We start from the raw sequence: 19,802 nt of genomic DNA, 5'->3' as shown, positions 1-19,802 counted from the left end.
CGGCTTTCCTCCTAACGATGGCCCGCTCCTACCGCTTGCGTTATCCGGGTGAATCCGTCCCGTCTCAGCCGTTCAATCAACCCGCTATGAATTTCTTTAAACAATCCGGGCCCTTTATAGATCATTGCCGTATACACTTCGACTAGACTTGCTCCGGCCAGTATTTTCTCGTACGCATCATCCGCGGTAAAAATACCTCCCGAGCCGATAATCGGCAGCTTGCCTTTCGTCATCCGATAAAGGCTGCGGATAATTTCCGTGGAACGCTGCGTAAGCGGACGGCCGCTGAGTCCGCCCGTTTCTCCGGCATTGCCGTGCGTCAGCCCGTCCCTGCTGATCGTCGTATTCGTCGCGATAATTCCGGACATCCCGCTAAGCTGGATCGCTTCCGCCATATACTCGAGCTGTTCCTCCGTATTGTCGGGGGCGATCTTCACCAGAATCGGCTTAGGCATTTCCCCGTGCCGTTCAGCTTGTTTGCCCATCTCGTCCTTGACCGCGTTAAGCAGTTCGCGCAATTCGTCCCCATGCTGCAATGCCCGAAGATCCGGCGTATTCGGAGAGCTGATATTCACAACGAAGAAATCTCCGTACGGAAACAACTTCTGCACGCACGCGCGGTAATCGTCCGCCGCCTGCTCATTCGGCGTAACCTTATTCTTGCCGATATTGACGGCTAGCGGAATCTTGCATTTGCCGAGCTTGGCGAGCCGTTTCGCCATCGCGTCCGCACCGTCGTTGTTGAACCCCATTCGGTTAATGAGCGCTTCGTCCGGCGGAAGCCTGAACAGGCGCGGCTGTTCGTTGCCGGATTGTCCTTTAGGCGTTACCGTGCCCACTTCCATAAAAGACAAACCGATTTTCGAGAACCCCGTTACGGCTTTGGCGTTCTTATCCAGACCTGCGGCCAAACCTATCGGATGCTGAAAATGAAGGCCAAACAGATCTACTGCGAGTTCCGGGGATGATTTCGTGCCCCAAATCGTGGACAGGAGCCCCGGCACGCCCGGCACTTTCGCCGCGGCGCCCATTCCGTCTATGATCAAGTGATGCGCGGATTCCGGATCCATTTTGAACAAGAACGGTTTAGCCAATTTGTACATGAATGAATTCGACATCCTTTCAAAAAACCGAAACAAGAAATGAAAACCTTTCGGGTAACAGTTTAGCCTTTTCGCGGGGAAAAGAAAAGGGCAACCTGCCTGCTCCCGCGTTGCCGCGAAAGTAAATTCAAATTTTTTTCTTCCCGCCGCAAGCCCTACGGCTTGTCTGGCATTTTCCTCAGAAAACGATTACAATGAAGAAAGAAAGCGAATTATACGATAGAAAGGTTGATATTCATGAGCACAGCCAAAAAAAAACCGCCCGTCTCGCGCCAGAAACCGAAGGAACAAGTCAATAAGAAGGCGCTTATCTGGATAGGGGCGGCTATTGGGGTTATTATCGTTATTATGGCTTTGCTTATTGCGTTAGACATTTAATGAAGTCAACTCTGCAATTAACCTAACCAATCATATACTTTATGGGGGTTTGTCTCGTCCTGTGTGCTCGGCAGCTTGAATCGCTCCGGCGGCGCGCGCAGTTCGTTGGGCAAGCCTCCTTTTGCAATTGTCACGGGCGTTCCCATCGGAACAAGATCGTACAATTCTTCGATATCTTCCTTCTTCATTCTGACGCAGCCGAGCGATTCGTCTTTCCCGATACTTTTCGGCTCATCCGTCCCGTGAATACCGTACCTGCTGTCGGACAATGTCATCCCTCTGCTGCCGAAGGCTCCGTTGCTGCGTCCGTTCGGATCTTTGACCTTCTCGGTGATCGCGAACTTTCCCTCGGGCGTCTTGTCACCGCCCAATCCGACCTCGTAATTCCGCAAAATCACTGAACCGCTTACGATGGCAAGCCTATGATTGCTCTTGTCGACGATAACCTCTAACGGTTGTTCGGCTAGCGAAGACAATTGCCCGGATGGAGAGCCGTGTCCCGCTTCCGGTCCGGTGCTATCCGGCCATACCGGCGCTTTCGGTATTTTGCCATCTTTCCTGTCTTCGAGAACCGCTTTTAATTCATCGAACCACGGAGTCATATTTTCCGTCCAACCCGCCATCGTATTCGCCGGATAATCCCCCGCGAGGGACTCTGGCGAAGACGGCCATTTCCCCGTCATTTCTTTGTATCGAATCATCGCCGAACGAAGCGCGATTTTCTGTTCCTGCATCGGCTTCCAGCCCTGCACCAGCTTCTGAACGGCCTTTCCGTCGTCCGGCTTGCAATCGCACCATTTCGAGTCGAACCATTGAATCCCGGCCGTTCCCGACTCCTTATCCGAAGTCGCGGAAGCGATCGGCTTGCCGCTCTTGACCCAATCGCTCCACTTGCCAAGACGAGGAGAAACGATCAGAATCCGAGGTTGCCTCGATGGCTTCTTCGTCAATAGCGCTCCAAGCTCGCTGCGCCCGGCGTCATCCGGCCCGGATGCTCCCGCGACCAAATCCGGCGGGATCGCTCCCGAGGGCAACGCGGCCGGTTTCCCGGCGTTTCCCGGCTTGGTTGCGACGACGCCATCGGGAGACGGGGAGACACTCGCCTCTTTGACCGGCTCTTCTTGCGCGACTGGCTCGTCCTTCAGCACGAACTCACGGACCGCCAATATGGCGCCAGCAACAAGAAAAAGAGGAATTAGCAGTAGAAGAATCCGCTTAAGCCAGCTCTTTTTGCTTTTCTCTTTGCTGTTAGGCAACTGCGGCGCGGGTTTGGACTCGAATGCTTCGTAGATTTCTCCGGCTTGCGCGAAGCAATAGGTGGCTTTCGCCGTATCTCCTTTGCCTTCATACTCTTTACCAAGCAAATACCAAGCCATTCGGCTATCTTCATGCTTTAGGAGGTATTCCTTAAGCGGCAATGCGTCTCCTACATCGGGAACGTTGTCGTAGAAGTGTTGGATCTGTTCGTCAATGCGGGATTCTTTGCTCATGCCGTTCACCTCCGACGATCGTTTTACCTCCCTTATTATCGGTTTTTCGGCTTGAGTTGTTAAGGCATCGCAGTGGCGGGGGCGGAAAGAGTCTGCCACACCGTTAGAACGACTATGTACTGAGTTTCAGAGGCTGTAAGGGTCTGACACACCGTTAGAGCGACCTCGTACTGAGTTTCAGAGGCTGTAAGGGTCTGCCACACCGTTAGAACGACTGCGTACTGAGTTTCAGAGGCTGTAAGGGTCTGCCACACCGATAGAACGACTGCGTACTGAGTTTCAGAGGCTGTAAGGGTCTGACACACCGTTAGAACGACCAGATGCGGGCACGCCAAAAAGAAAAGGTGCAAGTATTGGGGGAATCCTCCCCTTCAAAACTTGCACCTCGATTACATTAAGAATGGAAATCCAATCCTGAACGAACTTCCTTGACATGGCCCGCGCGAATGACGAAATCGCCGAAATGCTCGCCTTCGTTCCGTTCTTTCGCGTATTGTTTGATGATAGGCGCAAGAGAGTCCAGAATTTCCTTCTCACCGATATTCTCTTTGTAAAGCTTATTCAGGCGCTGTCCGGCAAATCCGCCGCCCAAGTACATATTGTATTTGCCCGGCGCTTTCCCGATAAACGAGATTTCCGCAAGCGCAGGCCGGGCGCATCCGTTCGGGCAGCCTGTCATGCGAATGACGATATCATCGTCACGAAGTCCCGCCTCGTCCAGCATCGGCTCGATCTTATCCAGCAAGGAAGGCAGGTAACGTTCCGACTCTGCCATCGCGAGTCCGCAAGTCGGCAGCGCGACGCACGCCATCGCGTTTCTCCGCAAAGCGGAATAGTGAACCCCGTCGGTCAGACCGTATTGCTTGATCAGTTCCTCTATTTTTTTCTTCTTCTGGGTGCTGACATTGCCGATAATCAAGCTTTGGTTAGGTGTCAGCCGGAAATCTCCGTTATGCACCTTGGCGATTTCCCTTAATCCCGTCATCAACGGGTAATCTTCTTCGTCCTTAATGCGTCCGTTCTGGATAAACAAGGTGAAATGCCATTTCCCGTTGATTCCTTTCACCCAGCCGTTGCGATCGCCGTTATGGTCGAAATGATAAGGGCGAGCGTCCTCCAGCTTCCATCCCAGACGATTGCTCAGTTCGCCGATAAACCAGTCGATGCCGCGGTCGTCGATCGTATACTTGAAGCGGGCGTGCTTCCGAACGGCACGGTCGCCGTAATCGCGTTGAATCGTGACGGTTTTCTCGGCCACGTCAATGACTTGCTCCGGCTTGCAGAATCCAATGACTTGAGCGACCTGAGGGTATGTCTTCGGGTCACCGTGAGTCATCCCCATCCCGCCGCCGACCGTCACGTTAAAGCCTTTCAGCTTGCCGTCCTCGATGATCGCGATAAAGCCCAAGTCTTGGGAAAATACGTCCACGTCGTTCGAAGGGGGAACAGCCAGCCCGATCTTGAATTTACGCGGCAAGTAAACAGGCCCATAGATCGGCTCCTGTTCCGCATTGCTGTCTACGACCTTCTCGCCGTCGAGCCAAATTTCGTGATAAGCGTTCGTTTGCGGTTCCAGATGTTGGCTGAGCCGGCAGGACCACTCGTACACTTCGGAATGCACTTCCGATTGGTAAGGATTCGGGCTGGCCATGACGTTGCGGTTCACGTCTCCGCAAGCGGCGAGCGTAGTCAGCAGGGCGTCGTTGATCTCCTGGATCGTCTTCTTCATGTTCCACTTGATAATGCCGTGAAGCTGAATCGATTGCCGAGTCGTCAATCGAATCGACTCGTTGGCGTATTGTTGCGCGATGCGATCCATCATCAGCCACTGATCCGGCGTTACGACGCCGCCCGGGGCGCGAATGCGAAGCATGAATTGGTAGGCCGGCTCGAGCTTCTGCTTCTGCCGTTCGTTGCGCAGATCGCGATCGTCTTGCATGTAGCTGCCGTGAAATTTCATAAGCCGGTTTTCGTCCTCGGGGATGGACCCCGTAATCCGGTCTTCGAGCGTCTCGGCAAGTTTTCCGCGCAAATAATTGCTTCTGATCTTTATATCTTCGACGTCGCTATGAGGGGCGCTATTCGGAGACAGTAAGTTATTTTCGGACATCTCTTGATTCTCCTCTCGCAATCTTCGGGGCCGACTTAGTAAACATCCCTCTGATAACGTTTCTGCTGTTGCATCTGAGCCAAATATTCTCCCGCTGCTTCCGCGCTTAGTCCGCCTTCTTGTTCGATGATCGAGAGAAGGGTGGCTTGAACATCGTGAGCCATCTTTTTCTCGTCTCCGCAGACGTAGACATACGCGCCTTCCTGCAGCCATTGGAACAACTCGTGGCGGCTTTCCTGCATGCGGTGCTGCACGTACACTTTCTGATCCGTATCTCTGGAGAAAGCAACATCCATGCGCGTCAACACGCCTTCTTTAAGCCAGCGCTGCCATTCGATCTGGTATAAGAAATCGGTGGAGAAATGCTGATCTCCATAGAACAGCCACGTTTTCCCGCTTGCGCCTGTCTCTTCCCGTTCTCCGAGGAACGCGCGGAATGGCGCCACGCCGGTACCCGGTCCGATCATAATGATCGGCGCGTCCGGATTGTCCGGAAGCTTGAAGCTCTCGTTCTGCTGAATGAATACCGGGAGCTTGTCGCCCGACTCTATTCTTTCCGCGAGGAACACAGAGCAGACGCCGTACCTGTCGCGACCGTGCGCTTCGTAACGCACCGCGCGAACCGTAGCATGCACCTCGTCCGGGAACGCCTTCGAACTGCTTGAGATCGAATACAGGCGCGGAGGAAGCTTTCTAAGAATGCTTACGAATTGTCCGGCGCTCACGTCTTTGAAGGAATAGTCCTGGACCAGATCCAGCAAATCGCGGCCGTTGATATACGATTTAAGCTCCTGCTCGTGTCCGGCGCTCGTCAGTTCGGTCAATTCCGGGCTGGAAGATAGCTTGGCCGCCTGTTCCATTATCGGCTTCGTCAACACCGAAATCTCGAAGTGACGCAGAAGCGCTTCGCGAAGTGGCCGCTTGTCGCCGTTCTTGTTCACCACCACGGGTTCTTCCGCTTGCCACCCAGTCGCCGCGATCAACTCGTCGACGAGACGAGGATGGTTCTCGGGGTAAATGCCGAGACTGTCGCCCGGCTCGTATTGAAGATTGGAGCCTTCCAATGAAATCTCGAGATGGCGCGTTTCTCTGTCCGCTCCGCGTCCGTTCAAATTGAGATTTTCCAACACTTCGGCCTGGAACGGGTTAGAACGGGAATATTCCGATTCCGCCAAGCTTAGCGCTGCCGAGCCGGATGGGCCTGCAACCGCAGCGGCTGAGGCTGCTGCAACTTCGCTTAGCGAAGCCAGCACGTTGTTCATCCACTCTTCGGCGGATTCTTCGAAGTCCACGTCGCAATCAATGCGGGGCGTTAGGCGCTTGCCGCCCAACTGTTCGAGACGATTGTCGAAATCCTTGCCTGTCTGGCAGTAAAATTCGTAAGAAGTATCGCCCAACGCAAGCACTGAAAATTGTAATGTATCCAATTGAGGCGCTCTTTTGCTGTGCAGGAATTCGTAGAAAGAAATCGCATTATCCGGCGGTTCTCCCTCGCCGTGCGTGCTGACTAGAATTAGCAGGTTTTGGACGTTTTTCAGCGTGTTCGGTTTAAAATCGCTCATCGCGGCAACCGCGACTTTCATGCCCTGATCTTCCAACCTCTTGGACAGCTTCTTCGCCAGCTTGTTGCTATTGCCGGTCTGAGACCCGAAGAGCACGGTAACTTCTTTCGAGACTGCCGGCGCTTGCGCCGCTGGAGCAACTGGATTAACTGGAGCGCCGCTCGTTCCTGCGGAAGAACCTTGAGCCGCCAAATAGCCGCCCAGCCAATAACGTTGGGTTTCCGTTAGACCTGGCAGCAATCGATTCAGCAGTTCGACTTGTTCCTGATTAAAAGGACTGTTCGTGACCTGGAGTACCAACAATATCCACCTCGCGCATGATGCATGAACTTTTAATTCCTAGTATTCATGTTTCATTAATTAATTATCTCCTTTGAACCTATCATAGAGGGAGCCAAGGGTCAATTAGAATGATCTTATAAGTACGATCAATTCTGCTGATAATGCAGAAATTAGGAGGAAATGATGCATTACTGCGGAGTTGATCCATAAAAAAAAGCTCTTCCGCGGACATACGAGTCCGAGGAAAAGCTTTTGTGATCTCGCTATTACATATTAAACGGGGAATCCGCGATCTTAATCGAATCCGTCGGGCAGCCGTCGGAAGCATCCTGCAGATCGTCGTACAGATCTTCCGGAATTTCCGTGTTGCCGTGGTTGCCGTCCCCTGAATAAATCACTTCGGCGAGGCCCTCATCGTCGTAATCGTAAATGTCGGGCGCGGTCGCTCCGCATGCACCGCAAGCAATACACGTGTCTTTATCAACGTAAGTATACTTTGCCATGTGCTTTTACCTCCTATAATCTTTCCGTGTCAAACGAAAGTAGTCCACTACACTCCAATATAATATAAAACGAAGCCAAGATCAAACCATTTTGCGGGACTGACCCATTATTATTGGATTTTATTCTAGTCCTCTAGCCCTCTTCACTATCGGATGGATCCCGCAAAAAATCTTTCTGAAGCGAAGTTCCCCTCAGCTTCTTATTGCGAATTAAAGTTGACGGATCGTCTCCGAGCATGCCAGCCGTCAGCACGGCGCTTTCTCCGAACTTGTCCCTGAGCGAATCCATGGCGGTAATCAGCCGTTCTTTCTTGGGCTCGGCTTCATATGTGAACAAGTCGAGTTGGAGTGGAGTTTCTTTTTTCGGGGTTAACGTTTGGAGCGTAATCCCGAGCAGCCTAACAGGTTTCCCTTCTTGCCAATGCGCGTCCATCAGTTTGCAAGCCGCCGCATACACGTCGTCCGCCGCCTCCGTAGGCACGGACAGCGTCACGGATCTCGTAATCGTACGCATATCCGGATCCCGTATCGTGATCTGTATGGTCGAACTGACCATCCGCTGATGTCTAAGCCTGCGGGTCGTTTGGTCGGCGAGGTTGAGCAGCACTCTGCGGTATTGGTCCCGTTCGGTCAAATCGGCGGGCAGCGTCGTCGTGTGTCCGATCGATTTCGGCGCTTCGTGAAGCGGCTCGACCGGCGAGTCGTCGTAACCGTTCGCGGCCCGTTTCATCCAAGAGCCGTATACGCCGAAGCGATCCATCAACATGCTCTCGTCGGCGGCGGCAAGCTCCCCGATCGTGCGAATATTAAGGCGCAGCAGCTTATCCGCGGTTCGTGCGCCGATTCCGTACAACGTCTGGCAAGATTTGTCCCAGAGCAGTTTAGGCATATCCCGCCTGCGCAGGATCGTGATCGCATCGGGCTTGCGCATATCAGAAGCCATCTTGGCCAGCAGCTTATTCGGTGCGATTCCGATGGAGCAAGGAAGAGACAGCTCCTCTTTGACCCTCCTTGCGATCGTCTCCGCGATTTCGAAGGCCGAGCCGAATTGCGAGCTCCCCGTAATATCCAGAAAACATTCGTCGATCGAGACCGCCTCGACCAATGGCGTATAGTTACCCGCAATTCGCATAAAACCTTTACTGTATTTCCGGTAGAGATCGAAATCCGGAGAGATCACGAGCAAGTCCGGACAAGCGCTTAACGCTTGCCGTACGGTCATCCCCGTGCGTACCCCTTTGGCTCTGGCTTCATAAGAACTCGTCACTACGATTCCTTTGCGAAGCTCCACGCTTCCCGCCACCGCCGTCGGCTTCCCCATATAGTCTTCCGGATTTTCGGCGGCATGAACGGAGCAATAGAACGCGTTCATGTCGATATGCAATATAATACGTCCCTTGCCCGCGCCGTCGCTCAAGTTCATCCCTCCTCCATCGCTATTATTATACAAAGGCTGCGACCCTATCGGCAACGGACGTTACTCTCTACATTTAAGAATGTCCATGGTATAATAGTTTAACCTGTTTTTATATTTAAGGAGGCTTTCCGGTTACGCATGTCAACCCCACTTTGTATTTTCGATACTACTTTGCGCGACGGTACGCAAGGCGAGGGCATTAGCCTGACCGCCGAAGACAAGGTTAAAATCGCCCTGAAGCTCGATGCGCTGGGCGTCCACTATATCGAAGGCGGCAATCCCGGCAGCAACAACAAGGACATCGAGTTTTTTCGTCGCGTCCGCGAGATGAAGCTGCAGGCAAAGTTAACGGCGTTCGGCAGTACCCGCAGGAAAAACAGTTCTTGCGAACAGGATATCAACCTTAAGCATCTCACCGAATCCGGAGCGCAGGCGGCTACATTGGTCGGCAAAACCTGGGACTTCCACGTTCACACGGCTTTGCAAACGACGCTGGAAGAAAACCTGGCTATGATCTATGAGTCTCTTGCCTTTGTGAAAAACAGCGGAATGGAAGCTCTGTTCGACGCGGAGCACTTCTTCGACGGCTACAAAGCAAACCCGGAATACGCGCTGGCCGCGCTGGCCAAAGCGAAAGAGGCCGGAGCAGCGTGGATCGTCCTCTGCGATACGAACGGCGGCACGCTTCCAAGCGAGATCAACGAGATCGTCTCCCGCGTCGTGTCGGAGATCGATGCCCCGATCGGCATTCATACGCACAACGATTGCGAGCTTGCAGTTGCGAACACACTGGCCGCGATCACGGCCGGAGCAAGACAGATCCAAGGCACGATCAACGGATACGGCGAACGTTGCGGCAACGCGAACCTCTGCTCGATTATTCCGACGCTTCAATTAAAAATGGGCTACAACTGCGTAAGCGACGAACAGCTCAGAAATTTGACTGGCGTTGCGCGTTACGTCAGCGAGATTGCCAACGTGAACATGCCGGTTAATCAGCCGTACGTAGGCAACGCTGCTTTCGCTCACAAGGGCGGCATCCATGTCTCCGCGATCATGAAAGATTCCAAAACATACGAACATATCGAGCCGCATCTCGTCGGCAACAAACAGCGGGTTCTCGTATCCGAACTCGCGGGACAAAGCAACATTTTATCCAAAGCGCAGGAAATGGGACTCGAAGTGAATCCGGAAGGCATGAAATCCCGCGAAGTCATCGATCGGATCAAGGACTTGGAGCATCAAGGCTACCAATTCGAAGGAGCCGACGCTTCGCTAGAGCTGATTCTAAGAGACGCTTACGGCGACTCCGTCGAAATCTTCTCTGTCGAGTCTTTCAAGATCATGGTCGAGAAAAACGCCGGACAAATGGTGACCGAAGCGATCGTCAAGATCAACGTCGCCGGAGAACAAGTGTACACCGTCGCGGAAGGCAATGGTCCAGTGAACGCGCTGGATAACGCGCTTCGCAAAGCGCTTGTGCAATTTTACCCGGGCATTCGCGACGTCCATTTGTCGGACTACAAAGTGCGCGTGCTTGACGAGAAGGACACCACGGCCGCGAAAGTCCGCGTACTTATCGAGTCTACGAATTTCAAGGATACTTGGAGTACAGTCGGCGTATCGTCCAACGTGATCGAAGCCAGCTGGGAAGCGCTCGTGGACAGTATCCGTTACGCTTTGATCGGAATGGCGAAGGACGAATTCGCTCCCGAGTTGATTCAAACGAACGGATTAATGAATCATTAATCCCGACTACAAAAGGATCGTTCGAACTCATTCGAACGATCCTTTTTTTTCTTTGCTCTACGATTCAAGAACTTCTTGTAAATAAAGCTCCCATTGCTCGCGGTCGATTATACCTTGAATCCGATGTCGGATTACTCCGTCCCGATCGATAATAAAGCTAATCGGGTATCCGTTTACCTTATAAAGATCCCCCGCGACTCCTTTCACATCCGTCAATACGGGAAACACGAACTGCTGCTCCTTCACGAAATCTTTGGCTTCCCTTACCTTATCGAAATTGGTTGCGTTAACGGCGTATAGATCCAGTTGTTCCTTATGCTTATCGTAGATGTCCTTGAGATCCGGAGCTTCCAGTTCGCAAGGACCGCACCACGCTGCCCAGAAATTGACGATCAGCGCCTTATCCCGCTTGCCGCCGACGCTGTAGGAGGTCGTGCCGTCAAGCGAATCCAATTCAAACGCTGGCGCGAAGCGATTTTCTTTAGGCTCGGGTGACGCCGGAATGTCGCCGATCGGGCTGCTAACCGCCGGATTTTCCGCCGCTTGACTCTTTGGTTCCTTGCCATTGCTTTCCCACAACCAATATCCGATAGCGACCGCTATTACCAGCAATACAATAAACGCGTTCTTTTTCATGGGGTTTTCACTCGTCTCCAAACTATAGGCGTTTCCCTTTATTTTATCCTATTTCCGAATCGGGTTCCATTCTTCATCCCCGTTGTAGAGCATTCCCGATTCATAAAGCGTTCATAATTGCGCATATTGACATATTCATGCGGGAACCTTAACCGCAAGTACGCTTATCTTCAAGACGATGCCATAAGGAGGAATCGGATTGCCAGCAGCAACGAAATCCAAACATAAGCTGTCCGTCACTTTTACCAGCGACATCGTTACCGATGATTCAGCCGATGCGGCGAACGCGAAGTCCTCTCCCGATGCGCAAGGCAGACGCAAAAGCAAAGTCTGGGAGTACATCGCTTTATCCACCGTCCCGTTAGTGCTCGTTCTCGGCAATTCCATGCTTGTTCCGATATTGCCTACATTGCGATCGAAACTCGGAATTTCCCAATTTCAAAGCAGCTTGGTCATCAGCTTATTTTCCGTGTCGGCAGCCATTATCATTCCGATCGCCGGCTATCTTTCCGACAGATTCAGCCGCAAAGCCGTCATGATTCCTGCGCTTATTATTTATGGAGGTGCGGGCATTCTCGCCGGATTCGGGGCGGTCTGGAATTCCTACGGCGTACTGATCGGAGCCCGAGCTTTGCAAGGGATCGGAGCTGCCGGTACGGCGCCGATCGCGATGGCGTTAGTCGGCGATCTTTACAAAGAAGGCAAAGAAAGCCAAGCGCTCGGTCTCATCGAAGCTTCCAACGGCGCCGGCAAAGTCGTTAGCCCGATACTCGGCTCCCTTCTCGCCCTCATCGTATGGTATGCCGCCTTTTTCGCTTTTCCCGCGTTCTGTTTGCTTTCTTTGCTGGCCATTTTGTTTCTCATTAAAGAACCTAAACGGAAAGAAGAACCGCAGCCGATCCGTAAATACATGCAATCGATCAAACAGATTTTCATCAAGCAAGGGCGCTGGCTCATTTCGTCGTTCTTCGCGGGATCGCTCGCTTTGTTCATTTTGTTCGGCGTGCTGTTTTTTCTTTCGGATATTTTGGAAAAGCCCCCCTATTCGATCGACGGAGTATGGAAAGGTTTCGTGCTTGCGATTCCTTTATTCGGCATGGTGACGACTTCTTACATTACGGGTACGGTCATCCGTAAAAACGGCGTCCTGATTCGTTGGTTGATGAATATCGGTCTAGCCCTTATGGCCGTTTCGCTCGCTCTGGCGATCTGGCTGAATACGAACCTGTACGTGTTCATCGGATTGCTGACCATAAGCAGCATTGGAACCGGTTTGCTCCTCCCCTGCCTGAATACGATGATAACCGGTGCAGTGGAGAAAGCCGAAAGAGGCATGATCACATCGCTGTATAGCAGCCTCCGGTTTTTCGGGGTCGCGTTCGGTCCGCCATTGTTCGGCTGGATGATGGGGAAATCCAACCAACTCGTATTCATTACCGTGTCCGCGTTATCTTTGGTCGCTTTGGGACTCGTGTTTTTCATGGTCAAGCCTGGCAAAAAGGTACAATAGACATTGCTTGCCGCTCCGTCTTCGCTCATACTACGAGTGGGAAGGCGGTGCAACAAGGCAATGGATCATGAAACGGAAATTCATCTCGACTCGTTATTCGAGAACCGGCTTACGGAAGCCGTACGCCGAAGGCTGCCCTTCGAGGCTTGCGGCATCATCTACGGTACCGTTAGTGACGGAATCGTTACGGCCGACGATTTCTGCCTTTTTCGCAATCGATCGACATCGCTGGAAGAAGCTTTTGCTTTCGATCCAGAAGAATGGGTCTCCGCTTATTTCCAAGCTCACAAAAACCGACGCGAAATCGTCGGTTTATTTCATACTCACCCGAACGGCTCACCCCTGCCCAGCGAAAGCGACAAGCGGGGATCCATTCCTTGGGCAACTTATTGGATTATCGGGCTTTCGGAGTCCGCTCACGATCTGTCTGTCTATCGGCGAAATGGTTCAGATTATTGGATCAACCTGCCGCTCAAGCGGCTGCCGTAGTGTCCTTAATGCCGACTTAGATAAGCGTAGAGCTCGCCCAACGTATGAACGTTGCGATCCGCGATCCGCTCGAGCAATCGAAAATATAGCTTGGCCGTCATCATCGAATCGTGCAAAGCGTGATGGCGTTCCGTGACCTCTATCCCGTAGCGATGAAGCACTTCGTCGAGCCCGTAATAAATCGCGTTTGGCTCGAGCCACTTGGCGATCATCATCGTATCCAGTATCCGGTGGGTCAAGTTTACTTTCGATGTTCGCCATAACGCCGCATTCAGAAATGGTTTATCATGACCGCTGCCGTGGGCGACGAGGACTCTCTTCCCGATGTAGTTCATGAAATCGTGCAGCGTTTGCATCAGATCGGGGGCGTTCTCGGCCATTTCATTCGTGATTCCGGTAAGCTCGGTAATATGGGCGGGAATACGCCTATTCGGGTTCACGAGCCGGTAAAAAGGGGCCTCTTCGGCAAATTCTCTTCCGCGTACGATGACCGCGCCTATAGACAGAATCTCGTCGCCGTTATAAGGATAAAAGCCTGTCGTCTCTAAATCGAACACGACTGCCTCCATCTCCGAGAGGCGCAACTCCATGGCGCTTTCCTTGCGCTGCTCTCTCGACATGGAACGAATGAATGCCATCTGCTGCGCATTGGACGAGCCGAACATCGACGTGATGGCCGGCGTGAGGCCGCCCATCTTGTATAGGTTCCACATCCTCCCCATCGAGCCCGTTTCCTTGGGACCCTTCATTTCCATCACCTCCCGCCGAATCCTCGCTGCAGCTCCTTTTGTACTTTTTTCTGAAGTTTAACTCCGACTCGCAACGCTTTTTTTAATGGTGCAATCATCTCCTTCGTTAATCGGGCCGCGGGAACTTTCCCGCTACCGGACCATTGACCGTTCGCTTCGGATACGGAAGCCAGCATCCTTAATCTCATAAATAAGACGAATGCTTCCTCCGCCTCCTCTGCCTCTTCCTCGGATAACAGATGCGCCATTCGAAGCGCTTCTATTCGGCGCAGCGTGCTCGTTTCGCGAACTCCCGCTTGTAGGGCTAGGAGCCTGATCGCGTTCACCATCGGGATGTATGCCCCGTACTTAATGTCAAGACTCCCGGTGTCCTCCCCGTATCTTTCGGTCAGCAGCTGACCGAATACGCCGACAAGAATTTTGTGTCGAAGCGTATTGTCCAGCATGCGTTGGGCGATCGAAGGGTGATCGAGCATGTCGTGATAAAAGCGATCACGCAATCGATCGGCGAGTTCCTTGTCCCCGTATACCGCCCGTCCGTCGGCAGCGATCAGTAAATATCGCACGTTCTCCCAATCCGGATCGTCGATCCAATGGTCTATTTTGCGGATCCAGCCGGCAAGGGACAGACACCATTCCGGATTCGAGGTGATCACGTTTCCATCGCAAGGCGGATATCCGAGCAAAATTAAATACTGAACGACCTTGTCGGCGAGCAGCAAAAAATAGCGCCGATTCTTCTCTCCATCATCCTCGCTCGCCGTATCCCCATATACAAGCCCGCTGTCTTGATCGCTGTGCATCGTTTGCTCGTATCTACCGCCGCTGCCGTAGAGCATATATGCATAAGGCACGGGAGGGGCTCCATACCCCAACCGTGCCACCTCTTTCTCCGCTAGCACCAGCGCCCGGGCTATCAGAGCATCGTGAAGCTCGTTTAGCGTCACGATCTCCGTAACGGCCGGCAAAGAATACAGCTCCGGCTCCAACGCTTTCATTACCCTCTCCCTAGCCACTCTTAAAGACTCGGGATCGCCGGCGCTGGCGATGTCAAGCAGCAGTCGATTCCTCGAGGACGTTCCCATGCGGTTATTCCTCCCGTGTTCGCGCCGGTAGCTGAATCGCCGCGTTACGCGTTTGTACCGGCTTTCTTCATTTGTTCGGGGTAACCGTAGCTCCCGTGTTCACTTAAATCCAATCCGATAATTTCTTGTTCCTCAGTCACGCGGAACCCGATCGCTTTTTTCACGACCCACAGGACGATGAATGAAGCTGCGAACGCGAACGCTCCGCATACCGCTACGGATTCGAACTGAACCCATAATTGACCCCATCCTCCGCCTTGAAAAAGGCCCGCTTGGCCTACGCCGACTTTGGCGGACAGCTCTTCAGTCGCAAACAATCCATTCGCCAACGTCCCCCAAATTCCTGCCGCGCCGTGAACGGACAGCGCGAAGATGGGATCGTCCACCTTGATTTTCTCGAAGAACTTGGCGCTAAAGAAGACGAGCACACCCGCGACAAGGCCGATCACGACAGCCGCCCATGGATCGACGAACGCACAAGACGCCGTAATGGCGACCAGACCGGCTAATGCTCCGTTGAGCATAGCCGTAATATCCGCTTTGCCGTTCACAAGCCAGGAGATCAGCATCGCCGCCACCGCTCCTGCGGCCGCGCCCAATTGGGTATTAAACGCCACGAAACCGAAAAAGCCGTCGCCGATCGCAATCGTGCTTCCAGCGTTAAAGCCGAACCAACCCACCCAAAGCAACAGAACCGATAACGCCGTGTATACTTGATTATGGCCAAGAATCACGTTGGCGGAACCGTCTTTATTGAACCTGCCGATTCGCGGTTTCAGCAGGATCGTCGCCGCCAACGCTCCGATCGCGCCTGTCAAGTGAACGACCGTCGACCCCGCGAAGTCTTGCGCGCCGTCCGCGGCTAGCCAGCCGCCACCCCAGATCCAGTGAGCGACAACCGGATAAATCACTGATACGAAAATCAAAGTAAAAATCAAGTAAGAGGACAATTTTGCCCGCTCCGCGAAACCTCCCCAAGCGATGGAGAGCGACACGGCCGCAAACGCGAGTTGGAAAACGAAAAACACCGAATTCGGCAAGCCGTTATCCACGGAGGCAATGTCCGGAGTAAAGAAGAAGTTGCCGAGTCCGATAAACTTATTCAGCGCATCCGAAGCTTCCCCGCCGAACGCGAGCCCGTATCCAACCGCCCAATAAACGAGCGAAGCCAATCCTAGCGTAAAGATCGTTTTGCCGGCGACATGGCCCGCGTTTTTCATTCGCGTTGATCCCGATTCCAACAATATGAATCCGCCTTGCATGAGCAGCACCAATATCGCCGCAAGCATCACCCATAACGCATTAAGCCCCATATTCAGTTCCTCGGTCACTCAAACCACTCCTCAATGTAATGTTATATGACATATAGGGAAACGATTAATGTCATTATAGGAGGAGGCAATCGTATTTTCAAGGTATTTTCGTTAAATTTATCATTTATATGTTACACATATATAACATAAGATGATATACATTGCACGTCACGTTATGTTATCGCTAAAATTGTTTCTTTTGAATTATGTTCGAAGAAGCATCCCGTTTGACTGTACGGTTCCGCATTCTGTATGATTAAAGCAAGACTACTCCGTCATAAGGAAGGTGATATCGATGCGAAAAGGACCGATGGAGGCCCAGCGCCTATACCGGATTGGAGAGCTATCCTCTTTAGCCGGTATCAACTCTCGCACCATCGATTACTACACGAGCCTGGGCTTGCTTACGCCGGCCAAACGATCTACCGGAAATTACCGTTTATACGACGATGAAACCTTAAGCCGCATTCGCCGTATTGAACAATTAAAAGCGCAGAAGTTTTCGCTTGAAGAAATCAGGGAGCAATTCGCTTCGCTTAACCAAGTAGCCGCCGACGAGGCGGTCGCTCGCAAGCTCTCGGAGCTGCAGACCCACTTAGCGCAGCTTGAACGGGAGGTCAAGGAGCTCGAACCCGTGCTGGAGCAATTGAAGCCCAGACAAGCCAGGAAGCTGTTTCAAGCGATCACGCCGCAAACCGCGGCTTGCGTGGAGGCGCTGCTCCTTCTATTGGGGAAAAGCAATTTTATGTAATGCGGGGTAAGCTCGGAATCGAAAGGTCGGAGGTTGATAACGATGTTGTTCTTTCACCCGATGGATTTTCTGATCATCATTGCGTTTCTGTTGTCCTTGTGGGCTCAATTCAGGGTCAAAAGCACGTTCGGCCGCTGGTCTGAAGTAAGAGCCGCGAGCGGAATGACGGGATACGAAGCCGCCAGACGTATGCTCGACCGCAACGGTCTGCATGACGTTCCCGTGGAGCCCGTGCCTGGCAGCCTCTCCGATCACTACGACCCGCTCGCCCGCGTCGTTCGATTGTCGGAACCCGTCTATTACGAAAGCTCGATCTCCGCGATCTCGGTCGCTTGCCATGAAGTCGGACACGCCATTCAACACCATCAATCCTATCCGATGCTCGTCATGCGCCATCGCATGTTCCCGGTCGTGCGCATCGCTTCCGGAGCGGCTCCGCTGCTCCTGATACTCGGCTTTGTGTTCCACTTTACCAATTTGATCGGACTCGGCATTATTTTCTTCTCGGCTGCGGTCGCTTTCCAACTCGTTACGTTGCCGGTCGAATTTAACGCAAGTTCGCGAGCTCGCGACCTGATGGTTGCTGAAGGTTTCATTACCCGCGACGAAGAACGCGGCGTCGCCAAAGTGTTGAATGCCGCCGCGCTAACCTATGTGGCCGCCGCTTTGATCGCCATGCTCGAGCTATTGAAGTACATTATGATCTTCACGAACAACAATCGCGATTAAATCGCGCAGAACGCAGTTAGAGGATGTCCTTTGGGACACTCTCGGCTGTAAAATAGGATGATAATTAGAAGAAACCGCTCCTTTAGTTAAATGGTTGCTCGACACTTCCATTTAACCGAAGAACGGTTTCTTTTGTGTTATGATACGTATTTTTACGATTTGTCGATGATAAAAAAGGGGCATGTGTCTCTTGAAGGAGCGAAGGCCGAATCATTACATCAGCGGGCGTAACAGCGGGAATTGATGCAGCGCTGGCCAATGATCATTTGACTGAAGCAACTGAAGTCGTTATGAAGAAGCCAGCAATCCAGGTCGCTGGCTTCTTACTCGGATTAGATCGTGGAAATCAGTCGGACCATGTACCAGATATTATCTGATCCGAAACGGACCTAGAACTGTCACAAAAGATAAAAAAAATCACAAATCCGTGAAGCATAATTTAGCCGTCGGTGTCTCTATTGGCCTCACACGTTCAGCAACTCTGTCAAGCCACCGGGCGTGAGTATGTTGCCGACGTAGAACTGGCCGAATTCGCCGAAGCGTGCGCTAGTCTCGTCGAAACGCATCTCATAGACGAGCTTCTTAAACTGCAGCGACTCGTCCGCAAACAGTGTGACACCCCACTCCCAATCGTCGAAGCCGACCGAGCCGGTGATAATCTGCTTGACCTTGCCCGCATAATTGCGGCCGATCATACCGTGACTGCGCATGAAGTTTTTGCGCTCCTCCAGAGACAGCATGTACCAGTTATCGTTGAGCATGCGTCGCTTGTTCATAGGGTAAAAGCAGATATGCTTCGCCTTGGGTAGGATTGGCTTAAGTCGAGCGGCTACCTCGGGAACTTGCATCGGATCGGAGCCGGGAGGTGCTAAATAACTGCTCAGCTCGACGATACTGACGTACGAGTAAACGGGTTTCACGAATTTGGCGAACCCGGAACGATTAAATGCGTTCTCCGCTGAGTTCAGCTCCTCGAGTGTCTCACGTAGGTTTATAAACATAATGTCTGCCTTCTGGCCGACGACGGCGTACATTGCCAAGCTGCCTTCCATCCGGGATTCGACCGCCGACCATTCGTTGATTAGCATCATTAAATCATGCTTTGCAGTCTCGCGTTCCTCTGCGGTTGCACCTTTCCAGGCAACCCAGTCGATTGTGCGGAAATCATGCAGCGCATACCAACCCTCTAGCGTTTCTGCTGCTTCACTCATCTTACTTCAGCCCCCCCTGGTTGTTGTGGCTTATCCAATGGCTTTCTTTCTAGAAGACTTGAACGACTTCATGAATGCCATCCACTTCTTCAAAAATGGCAAGTTCAATGCCAGCCTTTAATGTGATCGTTGCACTAGGACAGCCGTTACACTCTCCCAAGAATTTTAATTTAGCCACTCCGTCCTTAACCTCAACCAATTCGGCATCTCCGCCATCGCGGATTAAAAAAGGACGCAGTCTTCTCAATACATCATCTACCTCTTCGAACAATTCCTCGGAATCTCTCATTTCATGACTCCTTTCATAGAGGCTGTGCGATCAGCTTCGCTGTTCGCATTTCCTCTTAATCAATGGCCTTTCTCTATCATTCTTTCCTCTATGTTACTTGGCGATTTTTGCGAAATATTCTAATGTTCTAACCAGTTGCGCGGTGTAAGACATTTCATTATCGTACCAGGCTACTGTTTTCACCAGTTGCTGGTCGCCAACTGTTAGAACTTTTGTTTGAGTGGCATCAAAAAGAGACCCGAATGTCATTCCTCTAACATCGGAAGATACGATCTCGTCCTCCGTGTATCCGTATGTTTCTGGATCGGACGCTTCTCTCATAGCGGCGTTAACTTCCTCAACCGTTACCTTAGCGTTCAAAACGGCTACGAGTTCTGTTACGGAGCCTGTTGGTACAGGTACACGCTGAGATGCACCATCAAGTTTGCCTTTGGAATGGGTTTGTT

At 52.2% G+C, this 19,802-nt stretch carries 18 protein-coding genes and 1 pseudogene; 6 read left to right on the top strand and 13 right to left on the bottom strand.

Features of this window, described 5'->3' with window-relative positions:
- Positions 1-11 precede the first annotated feature (11 nt).
- A complete protein-coding gene (locus FPZ45_RS00615) occupies positions 12-1,103 on the bottom strand; it encodes a quinone-dependent dihydroorotate dehydrogenase (RefSeq protein WP_246120264.1) in 1,092 nt (363 codons plus the stop codon).
- 237 nt (positions 1,104-1,340) lie between these two features.
- Here FPZ45_RS00615 and FPZ45_RS25165 point away from each other — a divergent pair, with 237 nt between their 5' ends.
- Positions 1,341-1,481: a hypothetical protein gene (locus FPZ45_RS25165; RefSeq protein WP_186438164.1), complete on the top strand. Its 141-nt coding sequence runs from the start codon at positions 1,341-1,343 to the stop codon at positions 1,479-1,481.
- Between the two features lie 17 nt (positions 1,482-1,498).
- On the opposite strand, the gene FPZ45_RS00610 is transcribed toward FPZ45_RS25165, so the two are convergent.
- The 5 genes from FPZ45_RS00610 to FPZ45_RS00590 all read right to left on the bottom strand — a co-directional run bounded on the left by FPZ45_RS00610 (position 1,499) and on the right by FPZ45_RS00590 (position 8,845).
- Complete coding sequence (locus FPZ45_RS00610) at positions 1,499-2,971, bottom strand: L,D-transpeptidase (RefSeq protein ID WP_144697251.1); 1,473 nt, start codon at positions 2,969-2,971, stop codon at positions 1,499-1,501.
- A 394-nt stretch (positions 2,972-3,365) separates the two neighbouring features.
- On the bottom strand, positions 3,366-5,081 hold the full coding sequence (gene cysI / locus FPZ45_RS00605) for an assimilatory sulfite reductase (NADPH) hemoprotein subunit (RefSeq protein ID WP_144697248.1): 1,716 nt from the start codon (positions 5,079-5,081) through the stop codon (positions 3,366-3,368).
- 35 nt (positions 5,082-5,116) lie between these two features.
- Positions 5,117-6,943: an assimilatory sulfite reductase (NADPH) flavoprotein subunit gene (locus FPZ45_RS00600; RefSeq protein ID WP_144698306.1), complete on the bottom strand. Its 1,827-nt coding sequence runs from the start codon at positions 6,941-6,943 to the stop codon at positions 5,117-5,119.
- A gap of 248 nt (positions 6,944-7,191) precedes the next feature.
- Positions 7,192-7,428 (bottom strand): ferredoxin, encoded by a 237-nt coding sequence (locus FPZ45_RS00595; RefSeq protein ID WP_144697245.1) that lies wholly within the window; start codon positions 7,426-7,428, stop codon positions 7,192-7,194.
- A 133-nt stretch (positions 7,429-7,561) separates the two neighbouring features.
- A complete protein-coding gene (locus tag FPZ45_RS00590; RefSeq protein WP_281284868.1) occupies positions 7,562-8,845 on the bottom strand; it encodes a DNA polymerase IV in 1,284 nt (427 codons plus the stop codon).
- A 138-nt stretch (positions 8,846-8,983) separates the two neighbouring features.
- Here FPZ45_RS00590 and cimA point away from each other — a divergent pair, with 138 nt between their 5' ends.
- The gene (cimA, locus tag FPZ45_RS00585) at positions 8,984-10,594 is read left to right on the top strand and encodes a citramalate synthase (protein ID WP_144697239.1); all 1,611 of its coding nucleotides are present in this window, start codon (positions 8,984-8,986) and stop codon (positions 10,592-10,594) included.
- Between the two features lie 57 nt (positions 10,595-10,651).
- On the opposite strand, the gene FPZ45_RS00580 is transcribed toward cimA, so the two are convergent.
- A complete protein-coding gene (locus tag FPZ45_RS00580; RefSeq protein ID WP_144697236.1) occupies positions 10,652-11,230 on the bottom strand; it encodes a TlpA family protein disulfide reductase in 579 nt (192 codons plus the stop codon).
- A gap of 199 nt (positions 11,231-11,429) precedes the next feature.
- On the opposite strand from FPZ45_RS00580, the gene FPZ45_RS00575 reads away from it, so the two are divergent.
- Both FPZ45_RS00575 and FPZ45_RS00570 read left to right on the top strand, forming a co-directional pair.
- Entirely contained in the window at positions 11,430-12,740 is a 1,311-nt protein-coding gene (locus FPZ45_RS00575; protein ID WP_144697233.1) for an MFS transporter, read from the top strand.
- A gap of 60 nt (positions 12,741-12,800) precedes the next feature.
- Positions 12,801-13,229, top strand: a complete 429-nt coding sequence (locus FPZ45_RS00570) for a M67 family metallopeptidase (protein WP_144697229.1) — start codon at positions 12,801-12,803, stop codon at positions 13,227-13,229.
- Positions 13,230-13,234: 5 nt separating this feature from the next.
- Here the strand turns inward: FPZ45_RS00570 and FPZ45_RS00565 are convergent, their stop codons facing one another.
- Genes FPZ45_RS00565 through FPZ45_RS00555 form a run of 3 tightly spaced genes read right to left on the bottom strand, consistent with a single transcriptional unit; the run spans position 13,235 to position 16,376 of the window.
- Positions 13,235-13,978 (bottom strand): exonuclease domain-containing protein, encoded by a 744-nt coding sequence (locus FPZ45_RS00565; protein WP_144697226.1) that lies wholly within the window; start codon positions 13,976-13,978, stop codon positions 13,235-13,237.
- Between the two features lie 5 nt (positions 13,979-13,983).
- The gene (locus FPZ45_RS00560; RefSeq protein ID WP_144697223.1) at positions 13,984-15,063 is read right to left on the bottom strand and encodes a DUF294 nucleotidyltransferase-like domain-containing protein; all 1,080 of its coding nucleotides are present in this window, start codon (positions 15,061-15,063) and stop codon (positions 13,984-13,986) included.
- A gap of 44 nt (positions 15,064-15,107) precedes the next feature.
- Complete coding sequence (locus FPZ45_RS00555; protein WP_144698304.1) at positions 15,108-16,376, bottom strand: ammonium transporter; 1,269 nt, start codon at positions 16,374-16,376, stop codon at positions 15,108-15,110.
- Between the two features lie 295 nt (positions 16,377-16,671).
- Here FPZ45_RS00555 and FPZ45_RS00550 point away from each other — a divergent pair, with 295 nt between their 5' ends.
- Together FPZ45_RS00550 and FPZ45_RS00545 are read left to right on the top strand one after the other, a co-directional pair.
- Positions 16,672-17,127, top strand: coding sequence for a MerR family transcriptional regulator (locus FPZ45_RS00550; protein WP_144697220.1), 456 nt, complete (start codon positions 16,672-16,674; stop codon positions 17,125-17,127).
- Positions 17,128-17,169: 42 nt separating this feature from the next.
- The gene (locus FPZ45_RS00545) at positions 17,170-17,856 is read left to right on the top strand and encodes a zinc metallopeptidase (RefSeq protein ID WP_144697217.1); all 687 of its coding nucleotides are present in this window, start codon (positions 17,170-17,172) and stop codon (positions 17,854-17,856) included.
- Between the two features lie 464 nt (positions 17,857-18,320).
- On the opposite strand, the gene hemQ is transcribed toward FPZ45_RS00545, so the two are convergent.
- From hemQ to FPZ45_RS00530, 3 genes and pseudogenes are all read right to left on the bottom strand, one after another.
- Positions 18,321-19,067 carry a hydrogen peroxide-dependent heme synthase gene (gene hemQ / locus FPZ45_RS00540; RefSeq protein WP_144697214.1) on the bottom strand — a complete coding sequence of 249 codons (747 nt, stop codon included), beginning with the start codon at positions 19,065-19,067 and terminating at the stop codon, positions 18,321-18,323.
- A gap of 49 nt (positions 19,068-19,116) precedes the next feature.
- Positions 19,117-19,356, bottom strand: coding sequence for a NifU family protein (locus FPZ45_RS00535; protein WP_144697211.1), 240 nt, complete (start codon positions 19,354-19,356; stop codon positions 19,117-19,119).
- Between the two features lie 93 nt (positions 19,357-19,449).
- Positions 19,450-19,788 (bottom strand): annotated as a pseudogene (locus tag FPZ45_RS00530) (type I glyceraldehyde-3-phosphate dehydrogenase); the annotation flags it as partial.
- Positions 19,789-19,802: the final 14 nt, after the last annotated feature.

It is taken from the genome of Cohnella terricola (genome assembly GCF_007786475.1).
Lineage (GTDB): Bacteria > Bacillota > Bacilli > Paenibacillales > Paenibacillaceae > Cohnella > Cohnella terricola.
This window is presented reverse-complemented; position numbering and strand designations above follow the sequence as displayed.